We start from the raw sequence: 16,153 nt of genomic DNA on the forward strand, positions 1-16,153 counted from the left end.
GCGCAGCGCCATTGAAAAACGGCGCCGCAAGCGGCGCCGTCAGAGAGCGGTTTGGCGATCGGCCGGCAGGCGCTTACGCGCGTGCGGCGTCGCGCTGCGCGTCGCCGCGCTTGATCCACGCCTCGAGGTTGTGCGGGCGAACCGTATCCCACTCCTCGAACGGCTGATGAATCCACGGATTCGTCGGCAGATACTGCGTGTGATAGTCGGGCTTGACCTTCGAGCAACCCTTGTACCAGAGCACGGCAGAGCGCACGGCCGTCACGGACGGGTAGCGCTCCTTCAGGTGCTCCTGCACGCGCGCAAGCGTGACGCCCGAATCGACGAGATCGTCGACCAGCAGCACGTTGCCCGCCAGGTTGCCGCGCGTCATCGTGATGTACTGCGCGATGTCGAGCTCACCCTGCTCCGTGCCGGCCGCTTCGCGGTACGAACTCGTCGCGAGGATCGCGAGCGGCACGTCGTAGATGCGCGACAGTTGATCGCCGACGCGCAGGCCGCCGCGCGCGAGGCACAGGATCTGGTCGAACTTCCAGCCCGATGCATGCACCTGGAGCGCGAGCAACTCGATCAGACGGTGATACTCGTCCCAGCCTACCCACAGGTTCTTGTCGTCGTTGCGCGGATCGGTCATCAAGTCTGCCGCTCTGCCGCCGTCATCGTGATTTGCTGCGTCATCTGGGGTTACACCTTGAACGGATGGCGGAGCAGGATCGTTTCGTCGCGATCCGGGCCCGTCGACACCATGTCGACCGGCACACCGGCGACTTCCTGGACGCGGCTCAGGTAAGCCTGGGCGTTCACCGGCAGCGCGTCCCACGTCTTGATGCCGACCGTGCTTTCCTTCCAGCCGGCAAACGTTTCGTATACGGGTTCGCAACGGGCCACGTCGGCGGCACCGCGCGGCAGGATGTCCGCATCCTTGCCGTCGATCTTGTAGCCGACGCACAGCTTGACTTCGTCGAGGCCGTCGAGCACGTCGAGCTTCGTCATGCACAGGCCCGACACGCCGTTGATCTGGATCGAGCGACGCAGCGCGGCCGCGTCGAGCCAGCCCGTGCGGCGCGGACGGCCGGTGACCGAACCGAATTCCTTGCCGACGTTCGCGAGCGTGACGCCGACCTGGTCCTGACGCTGCGGGTTGTCCGCATCGTACAGTTCGCTCGGGAACGGGCCCGAGCCGACGCGCGTGCAATACGCCTTCGTGATGCCGAGGATGTAGTTGAGCTTCTGCGGGCCCACACCCGCGCCGGCCGACGCCGCACCCGCGACGCAGTTGCTCGACGTGACGAACGGATAGGTACCGTGATCGATGTCGAGCAGCGTGCCTTGCGCGCCTTCGAACAGCAGGTTCTGGCCCGCATTGTTCGCGTCGTACAGGCGGCGCGACACGTCGGCCACCATCGGCTTCAGGCGGTCGGCATAACCGAGCATCGTGTCGAGCGTCGCCTGGAAATCGACGGCCGCGCCGCCCAGATACTGGGTCAGGACGAAGTTGTGGAAATCGAGGTTTTCGCGCAGGCGGTCGGCGAAGGTCTTCGCGTCGAACAGGTCCTGCACGCGCAGCGCGCGGCGGCCGACCTTGTCTTCGTACGCGGGGCCGATGCCACGGCCCGTCGTGCCGATCTTGCCCGCGCCCTTGCGCGCTTCGCGCGCCTGGTCGATCGCGATGTGGTACGGCAGGATCAGCGTCGTCGCTTCGGAAATGAACAGGCGGTCGCGCACGTTCACGCCGGCCTCTTCCAGCTCGCCGATTTCCTTGAACAGTGCTTCGGGGGACAGGACGACGCCGTTGCCGATGTAGCAGGCGACGCCTTCACGCATGATGCCCGACGGAATGAGGCGCAAGATCGTTTTCTTGCCGCCGATGATGAGGGTGTGGCCGGCGTTGTGACCGCCCTGGAAACGCACGACGCCCTGAGCGTGGTCCGTCAGCCAGTCGACGATCTTGCCCTTGCCTTCATCACCCCATTGCGTTCCCACGACGACGACATTGCGCCCGGGAGTCACGTTCACTGCGCTGGCAGACATGTTGATTCGTTAGCTGGTTAAAAACGTATTCTACCTATGTTCGCGGGCGATTCCGAATTTTTCCGTTTCGCTTCAACGATATCACGCCGAAGCACGTCCCGCGAACGCCTGGTTTATCGGGGCTCGACCACCCATGCGCCGTTGCGCTCGACGAGCGAACGGTCGCAGGCAAACTCGTCGAGCACGTGATCGTGGCCCGGCAGCGCCTGGATCACGACCTCGCCCGCATCGCGCAGCGCCGCAACGGCCGCGCTCAGCGCGTCGTCCTGCGCCCACGGCGCGAGAATCGCGGTGCCGCGCGCCTCGACCGGCGAAATCCGGGCGAGCTCGCGCAGGTCGAGCGAGAAGCCGGTGGCCGGACGCGCACGACCATACGCCTGGCCGACGTGGTCGTAGCGGCCGCCGCGTGCGATCGCGTTCGGCACGCCGTCGATGTAGGCGCTGAACATCGCGCCGCTGTGATACGCGTAACCGCGCAGATCGCCCAGATCGATCGCCACTTCGGCACCCTTCGCCTGCGCCGCGAGTTGCGCCAGATCGTCGAGTGCCCGCGTGATTTCGGGCAGCACCGGCAACCGCGCCCGCGCCTCGGCGAGCACGCCCGCATCGCCGTAGAGGTGCGGCAGCGCACGCAGCGCGGCGCGCGTATCGGCGCCGAGATCGTCGGTCAGTTCGTTCAGCAGCGGCACGTCCTTGCCCGACAGCGCGTCGTACAGCGACTCGCCACGCTCCGCGGCCTGCGCGTCGCGCGCCAGCAGCGCCGCGAGTACGCCCGCATGGCCGAGGTCGAGACGGATGCGCGACAGGCCTGCGAGATGCAGCGCATCGAGCATCAGTTGCTGGATCTCGAGGTCGGCTTCCAGCCCGGCGTGCCCGTAGATCTCGGCGCCGATCTGGATCTGCTCGCGCGTCGCGTGCAGGCCGCGCGGACGCGTATGCATCACGTGGCCTGCATAGCAAAGGCGCGTCACGCCCTGGCGGTTCAACAGGTGCGCGTCGATCCGCGCGACCTGCGGCGTGATGTCCGCGCGCAGGCCGAGCGTACGGCCCGACAGCTGGTCGACGAGCTTGAAGGTGCGCAGGCGCAGGTCGGCGCCGCCGCTCGTCAGCAGCGACTCGAGATACTCGAGCAGCGGCGGCATCACCATTTCGTAACCATACGAACGGAAGCGGTCGAGCAGCCTGCGGCGCAGCTCCTCGATCTTGCGCGCTTCCGACGGGAGCACGTCGGCGATATTCTCGGGAAGTAACCAGGTCGACATCGGTACGGTCCTACGACGGGAAGGCGCGCGACACGCGCGCCGCGATGTGAATCGGAAATTCTGAATTCGGGCGGAACGGACGGCGGATGCGCCGTCCGGATCAGGTGGCGAGCAGCAGCAGTATGAGCCCGAGCACCATCACGATCAGCCCGCCGATCCGGATATGATGCGGCGGCCGCTCAGCTATTCTACGAAACGTGTCGCGCCAGGCGACGGGAAACACGAAGGGGAACGCCCCCTCGATGATCAGCATCAGCGCTACTGCGAGCAACAACGAGCCAGCCAGGTCCATGCGAGCGACGGCGCCGCTCGACGCGGCGCCCCAAGGTCAGTGTTTGCGGGGAGCAGCCGCCGCCGGTGCGGCACCGCCCGTCGGGCTGCGCATGAAGCGGAAGAACTCGCTGTCGGGATCGACGACGATGATGTCGTTGCGCTTGAACGTGTTCCGGTAAGCCTGCAGGCTCGCGTAAAACTGATAGAACTGCGGATCGCGGCCGAACGCATCGGCGGCAATCGTCGCGGCCTTCGCGTCGCCCTCGCCCTTGATCGCCTGCGCGGACTTGTACGCGTTCGCGAGCACGGCCTGCTGATCGCGTTCGGCGTCGGCCTTGATCTGCTCGACGTCGGCCGCGCCTTGCGCACGCACCTGCGCGGCCTGATCGCGCAGTGCGCCGATCATCCGCTGATAGACGGCATCGGTTTGCGCGGCGGGCAAGTCGACCCGCGTCAGCTGGACGTCGACCACGTCGACGCCGAAACCGGATGCCGTCGCCAGCACCGCGCCGCGGGCCGCATCGGCGATCGCACGCTGGCCGCCGAGCGCATCGTCGAGCGCACGCTTGCCGAACGCATCGCCGAGTGCGCTCTTCAGCGCGACGCTCAGGCGGTCGCCGGCCGCCGCCGGGTCGCCCCCGGTCGCCGTGAAATACTTCATCGGATCGCCGATCCGGTACTTGACCATGTAGCCGACGAGCAGGTCGTGCTTGTCTTCCGTCGCCAGCTGCAGCGGATCCGACGACTCGAGCGATTGCAGGCGCGTATCGATCAGCGTCGCCGTCTGCAGCGGCGGCGGCAATTTGAAATGGACGCCGGGGCCGGCCAGCGTCGGGTCGGCGCCCGAACGGCCCGACAGCACGGCTGCATGGCGCGGATCGACGGTAAGGACTGTCGAGGATGCCGCGAAGGCAACGATGACGATTGCGACGACGAGCGCAATGATTCGGTTCATGTTCTGCGCTCCCCGTTACTTCAGATCGTCTTCGCGCGACCGGCTGCGAAACGCCTCGCGCGATCGCAGCACGTCGTTGCCGGATGCCGGTGCGCCCGCCGAGGCAGGCACGCTTGCCGACGGCGTCGATGCCGCGGCCGGCGCCGGCACTTCAGCCGCCGATGCGCCGGCGGGTGCAGCGGCCCCCGCCGCACTTTGCCGGCCCTGCTCGACGAGCTTGTCGAGCGGCAGGTACACGACGCTGTTGCCGCCCTTGTTGCCGACGAACACCTTCGTCGAGTTCGAATAGATTTCCTGCATCGTCTCGAGATACATCCGCTCACGGATCACCGCAGGCGCCTTCGAGTACTGCGCATAGACCTGCTTGAAGCGGTCGGCATCGCCTTCGGCTTCCGTGACCACGCGATCGGCGTACGCCTTTGCTTCGTCGACGAGCTTCGCGGCATCGCCCTGCGCCTTCGGCAGCAGGTCGTTTGCATACGCCTGTGCGGCGCGCTTCGCAGCCTCGCGCTCGTCGCGCGCCTTGGCGACTTCGCCGTACGCGGCCTGCGTCTGCTCGGGCGCGGCAACGCTCTGCATCGTGACGGCCGTCACCTCGAGCCCGGACTGATAACGATCGAGATCGCGCTGGATCGCGGCGGAAAGCTGCTCGCGCAGCGCGTCGCGATCCTGGTTCAGCACGTCGGCCGCGCTGCGCGTACCGACGATCGCACGCACCGCAGCCTGCGCGGCCTGCGACACGCTGCGTTCCGGATCGACGCTGCGGAACAGGTAATCGGTGGCGGAACGGATCCGGTACTGGACGATGAAGCGCACGTCGACGATATCGGCATCGCGCGTCAGCATCGCGGCTTCCTTCACGTTCGCGAGACGCACGACGTTGTTGCGGCCGATCTCGATCGAGCGGACCTGCGACGTGTCGACGATCTCGTGCGACGCGAACGGATACGGCGCGCGCCAGTGCACGCCCTGGCCGACCGTACCCGACAGCTTGCCGAGCTGCAGCACGACGCCTGTCTGGCCTTCCTGCACGACGAACAGCCCGCTGCCCGCGTAGACCGCGACCAGCACGCCGATCACGATGCCTACGCCGACTCGCGCGGCCCGCCCGTTGTCAGGACGAAAACCGTTGCCGCCCTTGCCGCCGAAAAGGCCGTTCAGGCGCCGGTTGAAGTTGCGCCACATCTCGTCGAGATCGGGCGGACCATCGCCGTCGCCGCCTTGCGGACGCTTCGATTCGTTCGCGCGGGGACGGGATCCGTCCTTGCCATTGCCTTCGCCGCGTCCCCAGCGGGGATCGTTGATCGACAGCAAGGCGCGCATCCGCCGCCAGGTACTCCGCTCGTTGTATTCGTTCACCAGAGTTTGTTCACCAGATTAGACGCCGGCGAACCGGCCGGGACCGGTTAGCGCCCGTGTTCGGAAATCGTGTGGTCTTCGTGTGGTTCAGCGGGGGCGCCGTCGAGCGGCATCGCGCCGTCAAGGTGTTCCGCGGAGGCGATTTCGGCGATGGCGGCACGCAACGCGTCAAGACCCTGACCGGTGCGCGCGCTCAAAAAGACGCGCGAAATATTACCATACTCGTCCCGCTCGACCGCGTCGCCGCGGGCCGCCAGCTCAGGCACGGCGTCGATCTTGTTGAACACCAGCACCTGCCGGATCGTGTCCGCGCCGATCTCGTGCAGCACGCCGTTGACCTGCTCGATCTGTTCGAGCCTGACCGCGCTCGATGCATCGACCACGTGCAGCAGCAGATCCGCGTGAATCGTTTCCTCGAGGGTCGCGCGGAATGCGGCAACCAGCTGGTGAGGCAACTCGCGGATGAACCCGACCGTATCCGACACGACGATCTGGCCGACCTCGTCGCCGAGGTACACGCGCCGCGACGTCGTGTCGAGCGTGGCGAACAGCTGGTCGGCCGCATAGGCCTGCGCTTTCGTCAGCGCATTGAACAGCGTCGACTTGCCCGCGTTCGTATAGCCGACCAGCGACACCGATATCGTGCCGCTGCGCGCGCGTTGCCGGCGTTGCGTGCTGTGTTGCCGGCGCAGCCGGTCGAGCCGCGACTTCAGCATCTTGATGCGTTCGCCGATCAACCGGCGGTCGGTTTCAAGCTGGGTTTCGCCGGGCCCGCGCAGGCCGATACCCCCCTTCTGCCGTTCGAGGTGGGTCCACGCGCGAATGAGTCGCGTCGACAGGTACTGGAGCTGCGCGAGTTCGACCTGCAGCTTGCCTTCGTGGCTACGGGCGCGCTGCGCGAAGATGTCGAGGATGAGGCTGGTGCGATCGACCACACGCCTGTTAAGTGCCTGCTCCAGATTACGTTGCTGGGCCGGCGCCAGTGCGTGGTTGAAGATGACGATTTCGACGTTGTGCGCGTCGCAGGCGAGCCGGAGTTCTTCGGCTTTGCCGCTGCCGATGAACATCTTGGCATCGGGACTGGAGCGACGACCCGTGAGGGTGACGGCGGGACGGGCCCCCGCACTGGAGGCGAGAAGACTGAGTTCTTCGAGACTGGCTTCGAAATCGGTCTTGCCGAAATCGATGCCGACGAGCGCTGCGTTGATCAAATTTTCAGGTGTCAAGATAAGGCGGCTGGCATCGGTCGCTCGCGGCGACCGGATGCCGGCCGCTGCGATAGGTTAGGACGAGGCTTCCGCGTCCGGGTGGAAATTCACCGGGCGCGCCGGCACGACCGTCGAGATGGCGTGCTTGTACACCATCTGGGTCACCGTATTACGGAGCAACACGACGTACTGGTCGAACGATTCAATGTTCCCTTGAAGCTTGATGCCATTGACGAGGTAGATCGAAACGGGAACGTGCTCTTTGCGCAGTGCGTTCAAAAACGGGTCTTGTAACAATTGCCCTTTGTTGCTCATGGCGTACTCCATCTTTTTTTGCAGGTTGATCTGGATTGGCGGCGAAGAAAAAGAGATCCGGCGCCAATCGCTACACTATAGCCGATTTTGCCTGCCCCGCCCGGGCGTCGGCCATGCGGCCTACCCTTGCGGGACGTGCGTTCAGCTCTTGTCCGCGTACGGATTGTTCGACGAACGGAACTCTATGCGCAATGGAGTCCCCGTCAGTGAGAAAGTTTCGCGGAACCGGTTTTCCAGGTAACGCTTGTACGTTTCCGTCACGGCGTCGAGCGCGTTGCCGTGGATGACGATGATCGGCGGATTCTGGCCGCCCTGGTGCGCGTAGCGCAGCTTCGGACGCACCGGGCCGCGACGGCGCGGCTGCTGGAACTCGACCGCCTCGATCAGCGCGCGCGTGAGCTTCGGCGTCGGCAGCTTCGCCATTGCGGCCGCGTACGCGTCGTCGACCGAGCGCATCAGCGTGCCGATGCCGGTCTTCTTCGTAGCAGAAATGAAGTGCGATTTCGCGAAGTCGAGGAATTTCAGCTTGCGGGTCAAATCCGCCTTGGTGCGTTCACGCACGTGCGGATCGAGCCCGTCCCACTTGTTGACGCCGATCACGAGCGCGCGGCCCTGTTCGACGACGAAGCCGGCGATGTGCGCGTCCTGGTCGGAAATGTCCTGCTGCGCATCCAGCAGAAGAATGACGACGTTCGCGTCGGAGATCGACTGCAGGGTCTTCACGACCGAGAACTTCTCGATCGCCTCGAACACCTTGCCGCGGCGCCGCAGGCCGGCAGTGTCGATCAGCGTGTATTTCTTGCCGTTACGCTCGAAGTCGACGTAGATCGAATCGCGCGTCGTGCCCGGCATGTCGAACGCGATCACGCGATCCTCGCCGATCAGCGCGTTGACGAGCGTCGACTTGCCGACGTTCGGGCGGCCGACGATCGCGATCTTGATGCCGCGCGACGCCTTGTCCTCGTCTTCCTCTTCCGGCCGGTCCGCGTACGCGACCTCCAGCGCCTCGTTGATCATGTCGGTCACGCCGTCGCCGTGCGCGGCCGAGATCGCGCGCGGATCGCCGAGCCCGAGCTCGTAGAAATCGGTCGCGACCGCCGTGTACTTCATCCCCTCGGCCTTGTTGACGACCAGGAAGATCGGCCGGCCGGTCTTGCGCAGGTAGTCGGCGATCGACTTGTCCTGCGGCGCGAGCCCGTTGCGGCCGTCGACGATGAACACGACGACGTCGGCTTCCTCGACGGCCTGCCGCGTCTGGCGCGCCATCTCGTGCAGGATGCCGTCCTTCGCGACGGGCTCGAAGCCGCCCGTGTCGACGACCAGGTACGGCCGCTCGCCGACGCGCCCTTCGCCGTAATGGCGATCGCGCGTCAGGCCGGGCAAGTCGGCGACCAGCGCATCACGCGAACGCGTGAGCCGGTTGAACAGCGTGGATTTCCCCACATTGGGGCGCCCAACGAGGGCAATGACCGGTTTCATCTGTCTTTTCTACGGTGAAGCGCAGCAGCGGGAGGCCCGCTGCTGCGGGCGGCTGCGCTGAATGAAAATATCACGAATTCGCGCCGCGCCGGATGCGCGCGCCTGACGCGCGTTGCGCGCCGTCGTCTTTCGTCTGGAACTGCCTTTCAAATACCGAGCGGCCGGGGAGCACCGGCCGCCTTCATGTGATGCGCGGCGCGCCGTGCGGCGAACCGCCGCGCCCGGCGAGCGCGCCGTCGCGTCAGCGCGGACGGAATCCGTACAGGCCGCCGTCCTTCGTCTGCACGACGAGCGTATTGCCCGCGAGGACCGGCGCCGCCGTGATCGCGCTGCCGTCGGTCTTCATCCGTGCGATGAAGCTGCCGTCTTCGCGCGACAGGAAGTGCACGAAGCCCTTGTAATCGCCCATCACGACCGCGTGACCGAGCAGATACGGTACGCCGACGTCACGGCTCTTCAGCTTGGTGTTGCGCCACAGCTCGTTGCCGCTCGCCGCGTCATACGCGGTCACGACCGACCAGTCGTCGCCGCCTGCGACGACCGAATCGTCCTGCGCGAGGCCGCTCCGGCTCGAGAACGGCTTTTCCCACAACGGCCGGCCCGAGTTGGCATCGAAACAGCCGAGCTGCCCCTGGAACGTCACAGCGCAGGCTTCCGCGCCTACGAGCGTCGGCGGGCCGCTGACGTCGTTGATGCGCTCGACTTCGGTCACGCCCTTCGGGAACGACACCGGCGTCTGCCAGAACGGCTCGCCCGTCTGCAGGTTGATCGCGACCAGCCCGCCACCGGGGAAGCCCGCCAGCACCGCCGCGTCACCGGCGAACGTCATGCCGGCCGATACGCGCAGGTTCAGCGGCACCGCGCGGTTGCGGTAGTTCCACTTCTGCTCGCCCGTCTGAGCGTTGAACGCGACCACCTGGCCGTCGATCGTGCGGACGACCACCAGGCCGTTGCCGACGAGCGGCGGCGAGAAGATCTCGCCCTGCACGCTGGTCTTCCACAGTTGCTTGCCGTCCGGGCCCAGTACGAACACGCCGCCCTTCAGCGCGCCGACCGCGGTCAGGTTGCCGTCGCTGCCGACACCGGCCGACAGGTCCGAGTCGAGCTTGGTGCGCCAGATCCGCTGACCGGTCTTTGCATCGATTTTCTCGACCGAACCGTTTTCGCCCGCCGCATAGACGGCGTCGCCCACGGCCACCGGCGAGAACAGGTAGCGCCCGCCCTTGCCGACGCTCGCCTTCCAGACCTGTTGCACGTCCATCACGGGCTTGAACTCGGTGAGCGGCGTCGGCACGCGGCGCGCATCCTTCGACGACGAGCAGGCCGCCAATGCGAGGACAGCCGCCGCGCAGGCAACGGGCACAGCGTAACGTTTCAGCAAATTCATCGGTTAGCGAAGCAGAGTTAAGAGGTTGAGGGGACCGGGGTTCAGCCGCCGAGCGCGTCCAGCTTGAACTGCACGAGCTGGCGCGCAGACTGGTCGTCCTTCGACAGGCCGTCGAGCGCGAGCTTGTAAGCGGCGCGCGCGTCGTCGGTCTTGCCTTGCGCGGCAAGCAGATCGCCGCGGCGATCGGCCACGAGGCCCTTGAATGCATCGACCGGCGTACCCGACAGCAGCGCGAGGCCCGCGTCGTACGCCTTCTCGTCGAGCAGCAGCGACGCGAGACGCAGCTTCGCGATCTGCTTGTACTCGTCATCCTTGGCGTGATCGACGGCCCATTGCAGCTGCGCCTTCGCACCTGCCGTGTCGCCGGCCGCGTACAGCGTCTTCGCCGCGGAGAGCGCCGTCATCTGCGCATACGGCGTGCTGCCGAACTTGTCTTCCATGTCGGCGGCCGCGCGAGCCATCGTCGCCTTGTCGTTCGCGGCGGCAGCCTTCTGGACCTGTTCGTACAGCCCGGACGCCTCGGCAGCCTGACGGCGCTGCCAGTAGTTCCAGCCATTGAAACCGGCCGCGACGACGAGCGCCGCGAGCACGATCCACGTGGTGAGGTTGCCCCAGCGGGCCCACCACGCCTTGAGACTTTCAATCGATTCTTGTTCGTCGTGATAACTCATCGGCGAGCGATTCCTTCCTGTTCAGGCCTTTCTTGTCGAGCGGATGCCAGCGCGATCAGTCGTCGCCGTCTTCGGCGGATGCAACCATCGCATTGATTAGGAATTCGGTCAAGCCTTCGACCGGTACGGTCTGCTGAACGTTCTTTTCCCCGTCCCCGCCCGCACCGCGCAGCGCCTTCACGCCCACCGTGCCGTTCGCAACCTCCTCTTCGCCGAAGATCACCGCGAACGCGGCGCCACTGGCGTCGGCCCGTTTCATTTGCGACTTGAAGCTCGCCGGCGCGCCGTCGGCGCTGCAGTGGAAGATCACGTCGAGGCCCGTATCGCGCAGGCGCTCGGCCGCGATGAACGCCTGTTCGCGCGCGGTCTCACCCTGGTGCACGACGTACACGTCGACGCCTTCCTGCTCGGGCGCGAGATCTTCTTCCTTCAGCAGTTCAAGGATCCGCTCGATGCCCATCGCCCAGCCGCACGCCGCGGTCGGCTTGCCGCCGAGCTGCTCGATCAGCGGATCGTAGCGGCCGCCGGCCGCGACCGTGCCCTGCGCGCCGAGCTTGTCGGTCACCCACTCGAATACGGTCAGGTTGTAGTAGTCGAGACCACGCACGAGACGCGGGTTGATCTTGAACGGGATGTTGTTCGCGAGCAGCAGGCGCTGCAGCCCTTCGAAGTGGGCGCGCGACGCTTCGCCGAGGAAGTCGATCAGCTTCGGCGCGTTCTGCGCGATTTCCTGCAGCGCGGGATTCTTCGTGTCGAGCACGCGCAGCGGGTTCGTATACAGGCGGCGCTTCGCATCCTCGTCGAGCACGTCGGCGAACTGCTCGAGGTACTTGATCAGTTCGACGCGGTGCGCGGCACGCTCTTCGGCGAGGCCGAGCGAGTTGATCTCGAGCTTGATGCCGGTCAGGCCGAGGTCATCCCACAGGCGCTGGCACATCATGATGATCTCGGCATCCGCGTCGGGGCCCGCGAAGCCGAGCGCCTCGACGCCGACCTGGTGAAACTGGCGATAGCGGCCGCGCTGCGGACGCTCGTGACGGAACATCGGGCCGATGTACCACAGGCGCTTCGGGCCGTCGTACAGCATGTTGTGCTCGATCGACGCCCGCACCACGGCCGCGGTATTTTCCGGGCGCATCGTCAGGTTCTCGCCGTTCAGCGCGTCGGTGAAGCTGTACATCTCCTTCTCGACGATGTCCGTGACCTCGCCGATGCCGCGCGTGAAGAGCTGCGTGTGCTCGACGATCGGCGTGCGGATGTTCTGGTAGCCGTATGCGCGCAGCAGCGATTTCACGGTGGCTTCGAAGAACTCCCAAAGGCCGGCATCCTGCGGGAGGATGTCGTTCATGCCCTTGACGCCGGTGAGCTTCTCGATCTTGCGTTTTTGTTCAGTCATCGTGTGTGTGTACGAATTAGTTCAGGGCCTCGGTACGGCCGTAATTGCGTGCGACGTAGTCGCTGACGATCTGCTGGAATTCCTCGGCGATCCGCTCGCCGCGCAGCGTCTTGACCTTCTCGCCGTCGATGAAGACGGGCGCGGCCGGGTTCTCGCCCGAACCCGGCAGGCTGATGCCGATGTTTGCGTGCTTCGATTCGCCCGGGCCGTTGACGATGCAGCCCATCACCGCGACGTTCATCTTCTCGACGCCCGGATACTCCTTGCGCCAGACCGGCATCTGTTCGCGCAGGTAGGTCTGGATCTGCATCGCGAGCTCCTGGAACAGCGTGCTCGTCGTACGGCCGCAGCCCGGGCATGCGATCACCATCGGCGCGAACGAGCGCAGGCCCATCGTCTGGAGGATTTCCTGGCCGACGATCACCTCGCCCGTGCGCGATGCGCCCGGTTCCGGCGTCAGCGAGATGCGGATCGTGTCGCCGATCCCTTCCTGCAGCAGCACGCCGAGCGCAGCCGTCGAAGCCACGATGCCCTTCGAGCCCATGCCGGCCTCGGTCAGCCCGAGGTGCAGCGCGAAGCCGCAGCGGCGGCCGAGTTCGCGGTACACGGCGATCAGGTCCTGCACGCCGCTGACCTTGCACGACAGCACGATGCGGTCACGGCCGAGGCCCAGTTCGACCGCACGCTCGGCCGAGCCGATCGCCGACTGGATCAGCGCCTCGTACATCACGCTCTGCGCATCCCACGGCTGCGAACGCGCACCGTTCTCGTCCATCATGCGCGCGAGCAGGTCCTGGTCGAGACTGCCCCAGTTCACGCCGATCCGCACCGGCTTGTCGTACTTGGCCGCGGCCTCGATCATCTGCGCGAACTGCGTATCGCGCTTCGCGCCCTGACCGACGTTGCCCGGGTTGATCCGGTACTTCGACAGCGACTCGGCGCAGCCCGGATAGTCACGCAGCAGCAGGTGGCCGTTGTAGTGGAAATCGCCGACGAGCGGCACGGTCACGCCCATGCGGTCGAGCTGCTCGCGGATCGCCGGCACGGCGGCCGCGGCCTCGGGCGTGTTGACCGTGATGCGCACCAGTTCTGAGCCCGCGTTCGCGAGTTCCTTGATCTGGATTGCCGTGCCGATCGCGTCGGCCGTGTCGGTATTCGTCATCGACTGCACGCGCACCGGCGCGTCGCCGCCGATCGTCACGAGCTGCCCGCCCCAGCGGACATCCACCGCATGCGATACGCGGCGCGGCTGATGCCCGCCGAACACCGGCTCGGTTGAACAAATCTGACTGCTGCGTGGGGATTGAGCTTCGGATTGCATCGATAGATCCATTTACGCGGAATGCGCCGCGACGCGGCGCATGAATTGAAAAAGCGCCGTGCCTTCCGGGTCTGTCGACGCACGTCACCGACCCTCGCCACGGCGCTTGACGTCAGGGCAACGTGAACCGCGCCACGTTACCCCGCGCTGCCGAATATTTTGCCGGATCGACGGGTTTTCCGTCGAACGCAACGGTGTCGAGGCCTGCCTTGTTGCCGATCGTGACCTTGAACGGGCCGTCGCCCGCGACCTGCTTCGTGTCGCCGCCGCGCACCAGCCCGGAGAACAGCTCCTTGCCGTTCTTGTCGCGCACGCTGAACCAGCTGTCCTGCTTGACCTTCAGTTCGACCATCGACTGGCCGGCCGCGACCGCGATGCTCGCCGGCTGGGCCGCGCCCGCCGCGACCGCGCTTGCCGCGGGCGCTACCGCCGCGGGCTGCGACACCGGCTCGGCTGCGGCCGGCACGGCGGAAGCCACGACTTGCGGCGCGGCTGCCGATGCGACCACCTGCGGCGCCGCTGCCGTCACGGCCGGCGCCGACGCCTCGACTGCGGCCGAGACCGACGCACCGCCCGCGCTCGCCGCGTCGGCGCCCGCCGCCGACGCCACCGGCGCCGACGCGGCGGACGCGCCGCCCTGCACTGCGCCGCTCTTGAAGCGCGCGAGCAGGCTCGACGAATCGCCGCCAGTGTGCCACATCGCCGCCGCGATCAGCGCGACCGCCGCCGCCGCAGTGCCCCACAGCCACGGGTGATGCCGCGACGATCCGCCCAGCGGAATCGACACGCGGCCGCGCGGCAGATCCGTCCCCGACGACGCGGGCATCGACAGGTCGACTTCCGGCACCCCGCGCTCACGGCGCAACGCCTGCGCGAACGGTTCCGGATCGACGCCGAGCATCTTCGCGTAGCTGCGTACGACGCCGAGTGCGAACGTCACGCCGGGCAAATGACTGATGTCACCCGCCTCGAGCGCCCTGAGCTTCTGCGGCGCGACCTTGAGTCGCGCCGACACGTCGTCGACGGTCCACCCTCTTGCCTCCCGAAGCTGCGCCAGCCGGCTGCCGACCGCCGCAAGCGATTCCAACCCTGCCGGTGCCGGCTTCGCGCCATTCGTCTCTGCGCCGTTAGACGGCTGCGGCTCACTCATCCTTGTCCTCGCGTCGATTCTTCTTCACTGGCGGGCGCATCCGGCTCCTGCCGGCGCGGCGCCCGCGCGTCGTCCATACCATGCGCGACGCCGTGGCGCCGCGACCGATCGCTATTCGCGTGTTGTACCGCCAAAAGGTCCTGACATCCCCGGCCAGGCGCCCCGTCAAACTGCCCGAACCTCGATGATTTTTCCCGCTGCGCCCGTTCGTTCCGCGAGGCGCGTGCGATCCTTCACCGCGCCGGCCAGCTGGCCGCACGCGGCATCGATGTCGTCGCCGCGCGTCTTGCGCACGGTCGTGACGACACCCGCGTCGATGAGGACCTGTGCAAAGCGCTTGATCTGCTCCGGTTTCGAGCGGATGAGGCCCGATTCCGGAAACGGATTGAACGGGATCAGATTGAACTTGCACGGCACGTCGCGCGTGACGGCCAGCAGTTCGCGCGCATGCGCTTCGGTGTCGTTGACGCCGTCCAGCATGCAGTATTCGAAAGTAATGAAGTCGCGCGGCGCGACTTTCAGGTAGCGCTGGCAAGCCGCCATCAGCTCGCGCAGCGGATACTTCTTGTTGAGCGGCACCAGCTCGTCGCGCAGCGCATCGTTGGGCGCGTGCAGCGAAACGGCCAGCGCGACCGGCAACTCGGCGCCGAGGCGGTCCATCATCGGCACCACGCCGGACGTGGACAGCGTGACGCGGCGGCGCGACAGGCCGTACGCGTTGTCGTCGAGCATCAGCCGCATGGCCGGCACGACCGCGCTGTAATTCAGCAGCGGCTCGCCCATGCCCATCATCACCACGTTGGTGACGACCCGCTCGGCCTTGCCGTTCGGGCCGGGTGCGCGACCCAGCGACGCTCGCAGTGCAAATTCGGCCATCCGGAGCTGGCCGATGATTTCGGCTGTCGACAGGTTGCGGGAAAAACCCTGCTTGCCCGTCGAACAGAAGCGGCAGTTCACCGCACACCCGGCCTGCGACGACACGCACAGCGTGCCGCGCGTCTCTTCCGGGATGAACACGGTTTCGACCGCATTGCCGTTTCCGACGTCGATCAGCCACTTGCGCGTGCCGTCGGTGGAAACGTGATCGCTGGCGATCTCGGGCATGACGATCGACGCGCGGCCCTTGAGTTTCTCTCTCAAGGACTTCGCAAGATCGGTCATGCCGTCGAAATCGCCAGCGTTGTACTGGTGGATCCAGCGCTGCAACTGCTTGGCGCGGAACGGCTTCTCGCCCAGGCTGCCGCAGTACGCGACAAGACCCTCGGCATCGAAGTCGAGAAGATTGACGGAAGTTTCGCTCGTCATGATGTGCTGCCTTGCCGCGTGCGCTGAATCCTGCCTACTTG

Annotated in this window: 15 protein-coding genes; all 15 read right to left on the reverse strand. The window is 66.4% G+C overall.

Annotation, left to right across the window (positions count from 1 at the left end):
- Positions 1 to 73: 73 nt before the first annotated feature.
- The gene (locus WT26_RS12685; RefSeq protein ID WP_069273030.1) at positions 74 to 634 is read right to left on the reverse strand and encodes a phosphoribosyltransferase; all 561 of its coding nucleotides are present in this window, start codon (positions 632 to 634) and stop codon (positions 74 to 76) included.
- A gap of 50 nt (positions 635 to 684) precedes the next feature.
- On the reverse strand, positions 685 to 2,031 hold the full coding sequence (locus WT26_RS12690; protein ID WP_059532830.1) for an adenylosuccinate synthase: 1,347 nt from the start codon (positions 2,029 to 2,031) through the stop codon (positions 685 to 687).
- Between the two features lie 113 nt (positions 2,032 to 2,144).
- Positions 2,145 to 3,293: an ATP phosphoribosyltransferase regulatory subunit gene (locus tag WT26_RS12695; RefSeq protein WP_059729541.1), complete on the reverse strand. Its 1,149-nt coding sequence runs from the start codon at positions 3,291 to 3,293 to the stop codon at positions 2,145 to 2,147.
- A gap of 100 nt (positions 3,294 to 3,393) precedes the next feature.
- Positions 3,394 to 3,585, reverse strand: coding sequence for a DUF2065 domain-containing protein (locus WT26_RS12700; protein ID WP_011352254.1), 192 nt, complete (start codon positions 3,583 to 3,585; stop codon positions 3,394 to 3,396).
- 36 nt (positions 3,586 to 3,621) lie between these two features.
- Positions 3,622 to 4,521 carry a protease modulator HflC gene (gene hflC / locus WT26_RS12705; RefSeq protein ID WP_069273031.1) on the reverse strand — a complete coding sequence of 300 codons (900 nt, stop codon included), beginning with the start codon at positions 4,519 to 4,521 and terminating at the stop codon, positions 3,622 to 3,624.
- A 15-nt stretch (positions 4,522 to 4,536) separates the two neighbouring features.
- Positions 4,537 to 5,880 (reverse strand): FtsH protease activity modulator HflK, encoded by a 1,344-nt coding sequence (hflK, locus tag WT26_RS12710; RefSeq protein WP_069273032.1) that lies wholly within the window; start codon positions 5,878 to 5,880, stop codon positions 4,537 to 4,539.
- Positions 5,881 to 5,927: 47 nt separating this feature from the next.
- Positions 5,928 to 7,091, reverse strand: coding sequence for a GTPase HflX (gene hflX, locus WT26_RS12715; protein ID WP_196774798.1), 1,164 nt, complete (start codon positions 7,089 to 7,091; stop codon positions 5,928 to 5,930).
- Between the two features lie 72 nt (positions 7,092 to 7,163).
- Complete coding sequence (hfq, locus tag WT26_RS12720) at positions 7,164 to 7,403, reverse strand: RNA chaperone Hfq (RefSeq protein WP_006399927.1); 240 nt, start codon at positions 7,401 to 7,403, stop codon at positions 7,164 to 7,166.
- 141 nt (positions 7,404 to 7,544) lie between these two features.
- A complete protein-coding gene (gene der / locus WT26_RS12725; protein ID WP_069273034.1) occupies positions 7,545 to 8,882 on the reverse strand; it encodes a ribosome biogenesis GTPase Der in 1,338 nt (445 codons plus the stop codon).
- A gap of 241 nt (positions 8,883 to 9,123) precedes the next feature.
- Positions 9,124 to 10,269 (reverse strand): outer membrane protein assembly factor BamB, encoded by a 1,146-nt coding sequence (gene bamB / locus WT26_RS12730; protein ID WP_069273035.1) that lies wholly within the window; start codon positions 10,267 to 10,269, stop codon positions 9,124 to 9,126.
- A gap of 41 nt (positions 10,270 to 10,310) precedes the next feature.
- Positions 10,311 to 10,940, reverse strand: a complete 630-nt coding sequence (locus WT26_RS12735) for a tetratricopeptide repeat protein (protein ID WP_027787237.1) — start codon at positions 10,938 to 10,940, stop codon at positions 10,311 to 10,313.
- 55 nt (positions 10,941 to 10,995) lie between these two features.
- Positions 10,996 to 12,336 carry a histidine--tRNA ligase gene (gene hisS, locus WT26_RS12740; RefSeq protein WP_059532815.1) on the reverse strand — a complete coding sequence of 447 codons (1,341 nt, stop codon included), beginning with the start codon at positions 12,334 to 12,336 and terminating at the stop codon, positions 10,996 to 10,998.
- A 16-nt stretch (positions 12,337 to 12,352) separates the two neighbouring features.
- Positions 12,353 to 13,657 carry a flavodoxin-dependent (E)-4-hydroxy-3-methylbut-2-enyl-diphosphate synthase gene (gene ispG / locus WT26_RS12745; protein ID WP_027787235.1) on the reverse strand — a complete coding sequence of 435 codons (1,305 nt, stop codon included), beginning with the start codon at positions 13,655 to 13,657 and terminating at the stop codon, positions 12,353 to 12,355.
- 112 nt (positions 13,658 to 13,769) lie between these two features.
- Positions 13,770 to 14,807 carry a helix-turn-helix domain-containing protein gene (locus tag WT26_RS12750; RefSeq protein ID WP_069273036.1) on the reverse strand — a complete coding sequence of 346 codons (1,038 nt, stop codon included), beginning with the start codon at positions 14,805 to 14,807 and terminating at the stop codon, positions 13,770 to 13,772.
- 165 nt (positions 14,808 to 14,972) lie between these two features.
- Positions 14,973 to 16,112, reverse strand: a complete 1,140-nt coding sequence (gene rlmN / locus WT26_RS12755) for a 23S rRNA (adenine(2503)-C(2))-methyltransferase RlmN (RefSeq protein WP_006484457.1) — start codon at positions 16,110 to 16,112, stop codon at positions 14,973 to 14,975.
- Positions 16,113 to 16,153 lie beyond the last annotated feature (41 nt).

The sequence above is a fragment of the Burkholderia cepacia genome (genome assembly GCF_001718835.1).
In the GTDB taxonomy this organism is placed as follows: domain Bacteria; phylum Pseudomonadota; class Gammaproteobacteria; order Burkholderiales; family Burkholderiaceae; genus Burkholderia; species Burkholderia cepacia_F.

Bases quoted from the DNA above. Each gene is read 5' to 3' on its own strand.
- WT26_RS12685 (WP_069273030.1), bottom strand. From the start codon at position 634: ATGACCGATCCGCGCAACGACGACAAGAACCTGTGGGTAGGCTGGGAC.
- WT26_RS12690 (WP_059532830.1), bottom strand. From the start codon at position 2,031: ATGTCTGCCAGCGCAGTGAACGTGACTCCCGGGCGCAATGTCGTCGTC.
- WT26_RS12695 (WP_059729541.1), bottom strand. From the start codon at position 3,293: ATGTCGACCTGGTTACTTCCCGAGAATATCGCCGACGTGCTCCCGTCG.
- WT26_RS12700 (WP_011352254.1), bottom strand. From the start codon at position 3,585: ATGGACCTGGCTGGCTCGTTGTTGCTCGCAGTAGCGCTGATGCTGATC.
- hflC (WP_069273031.1), bottom strand. From the start codon at position 4,521: ATGAACCGAATCATTGCGCTCGTCGTCGCAATCGTCATCGTTGCCTTC.
- hfq (WP_006399927.1), bottom strand. From the start codon at position 7,403: ATGAGCAACAAAGGGCAATTGTTACAAGACCCGTTTTTGAACGCACTG.
- der (WP_069273034.1), bottom strand. From the start codon at position 8,882: ATGAAACCGGTCATTGCCCTCGTTGGGCGCCCCAATGTGGGGAAATCC.
- bamB (WP_069273035.1), bottom strand. From the start codon at position 10,269: ATGAATTTGCTGAAACGTTACGCTGTGCCCGTTGCCTGCGCGGCGGCT.
- WT26_RS12735 (WP_027787237.1), bottom strand. From the start codon at position 10,940: ATGAGTTATCACGACGAACAAGAATCGATTGAAAGTCTCAAGGCGTGG.
- hisS (WP_059532815.1), bottom strand. From the start codon at position 12,336: ATGACTGAACAAAAACGCAAGATCGAGAAGCTCACCGGCGTCAAGGGC.
- ispG (WP_027787235.1), bottom strand. From the start codon at position 13,657: ATGCAATCCGAAGCTCAATCCCCACGCAGCAGTCAGATTTGTTCAACC.
- WT26_RS12750 (WP_069273036.1), bottom strand. From the start codon at position 14,807: ATGAGTGAGCCGCAGCCGTCTAACGGCGCAGAGACGAATGGCGCGAAG.
- rlmN (WP_006484457.1), bottom strand. From the start codon at position 16,112: ATGACGAGCGAAACTTCCGTCAATCTTCTCGACTTCGATGCCGAGGGT.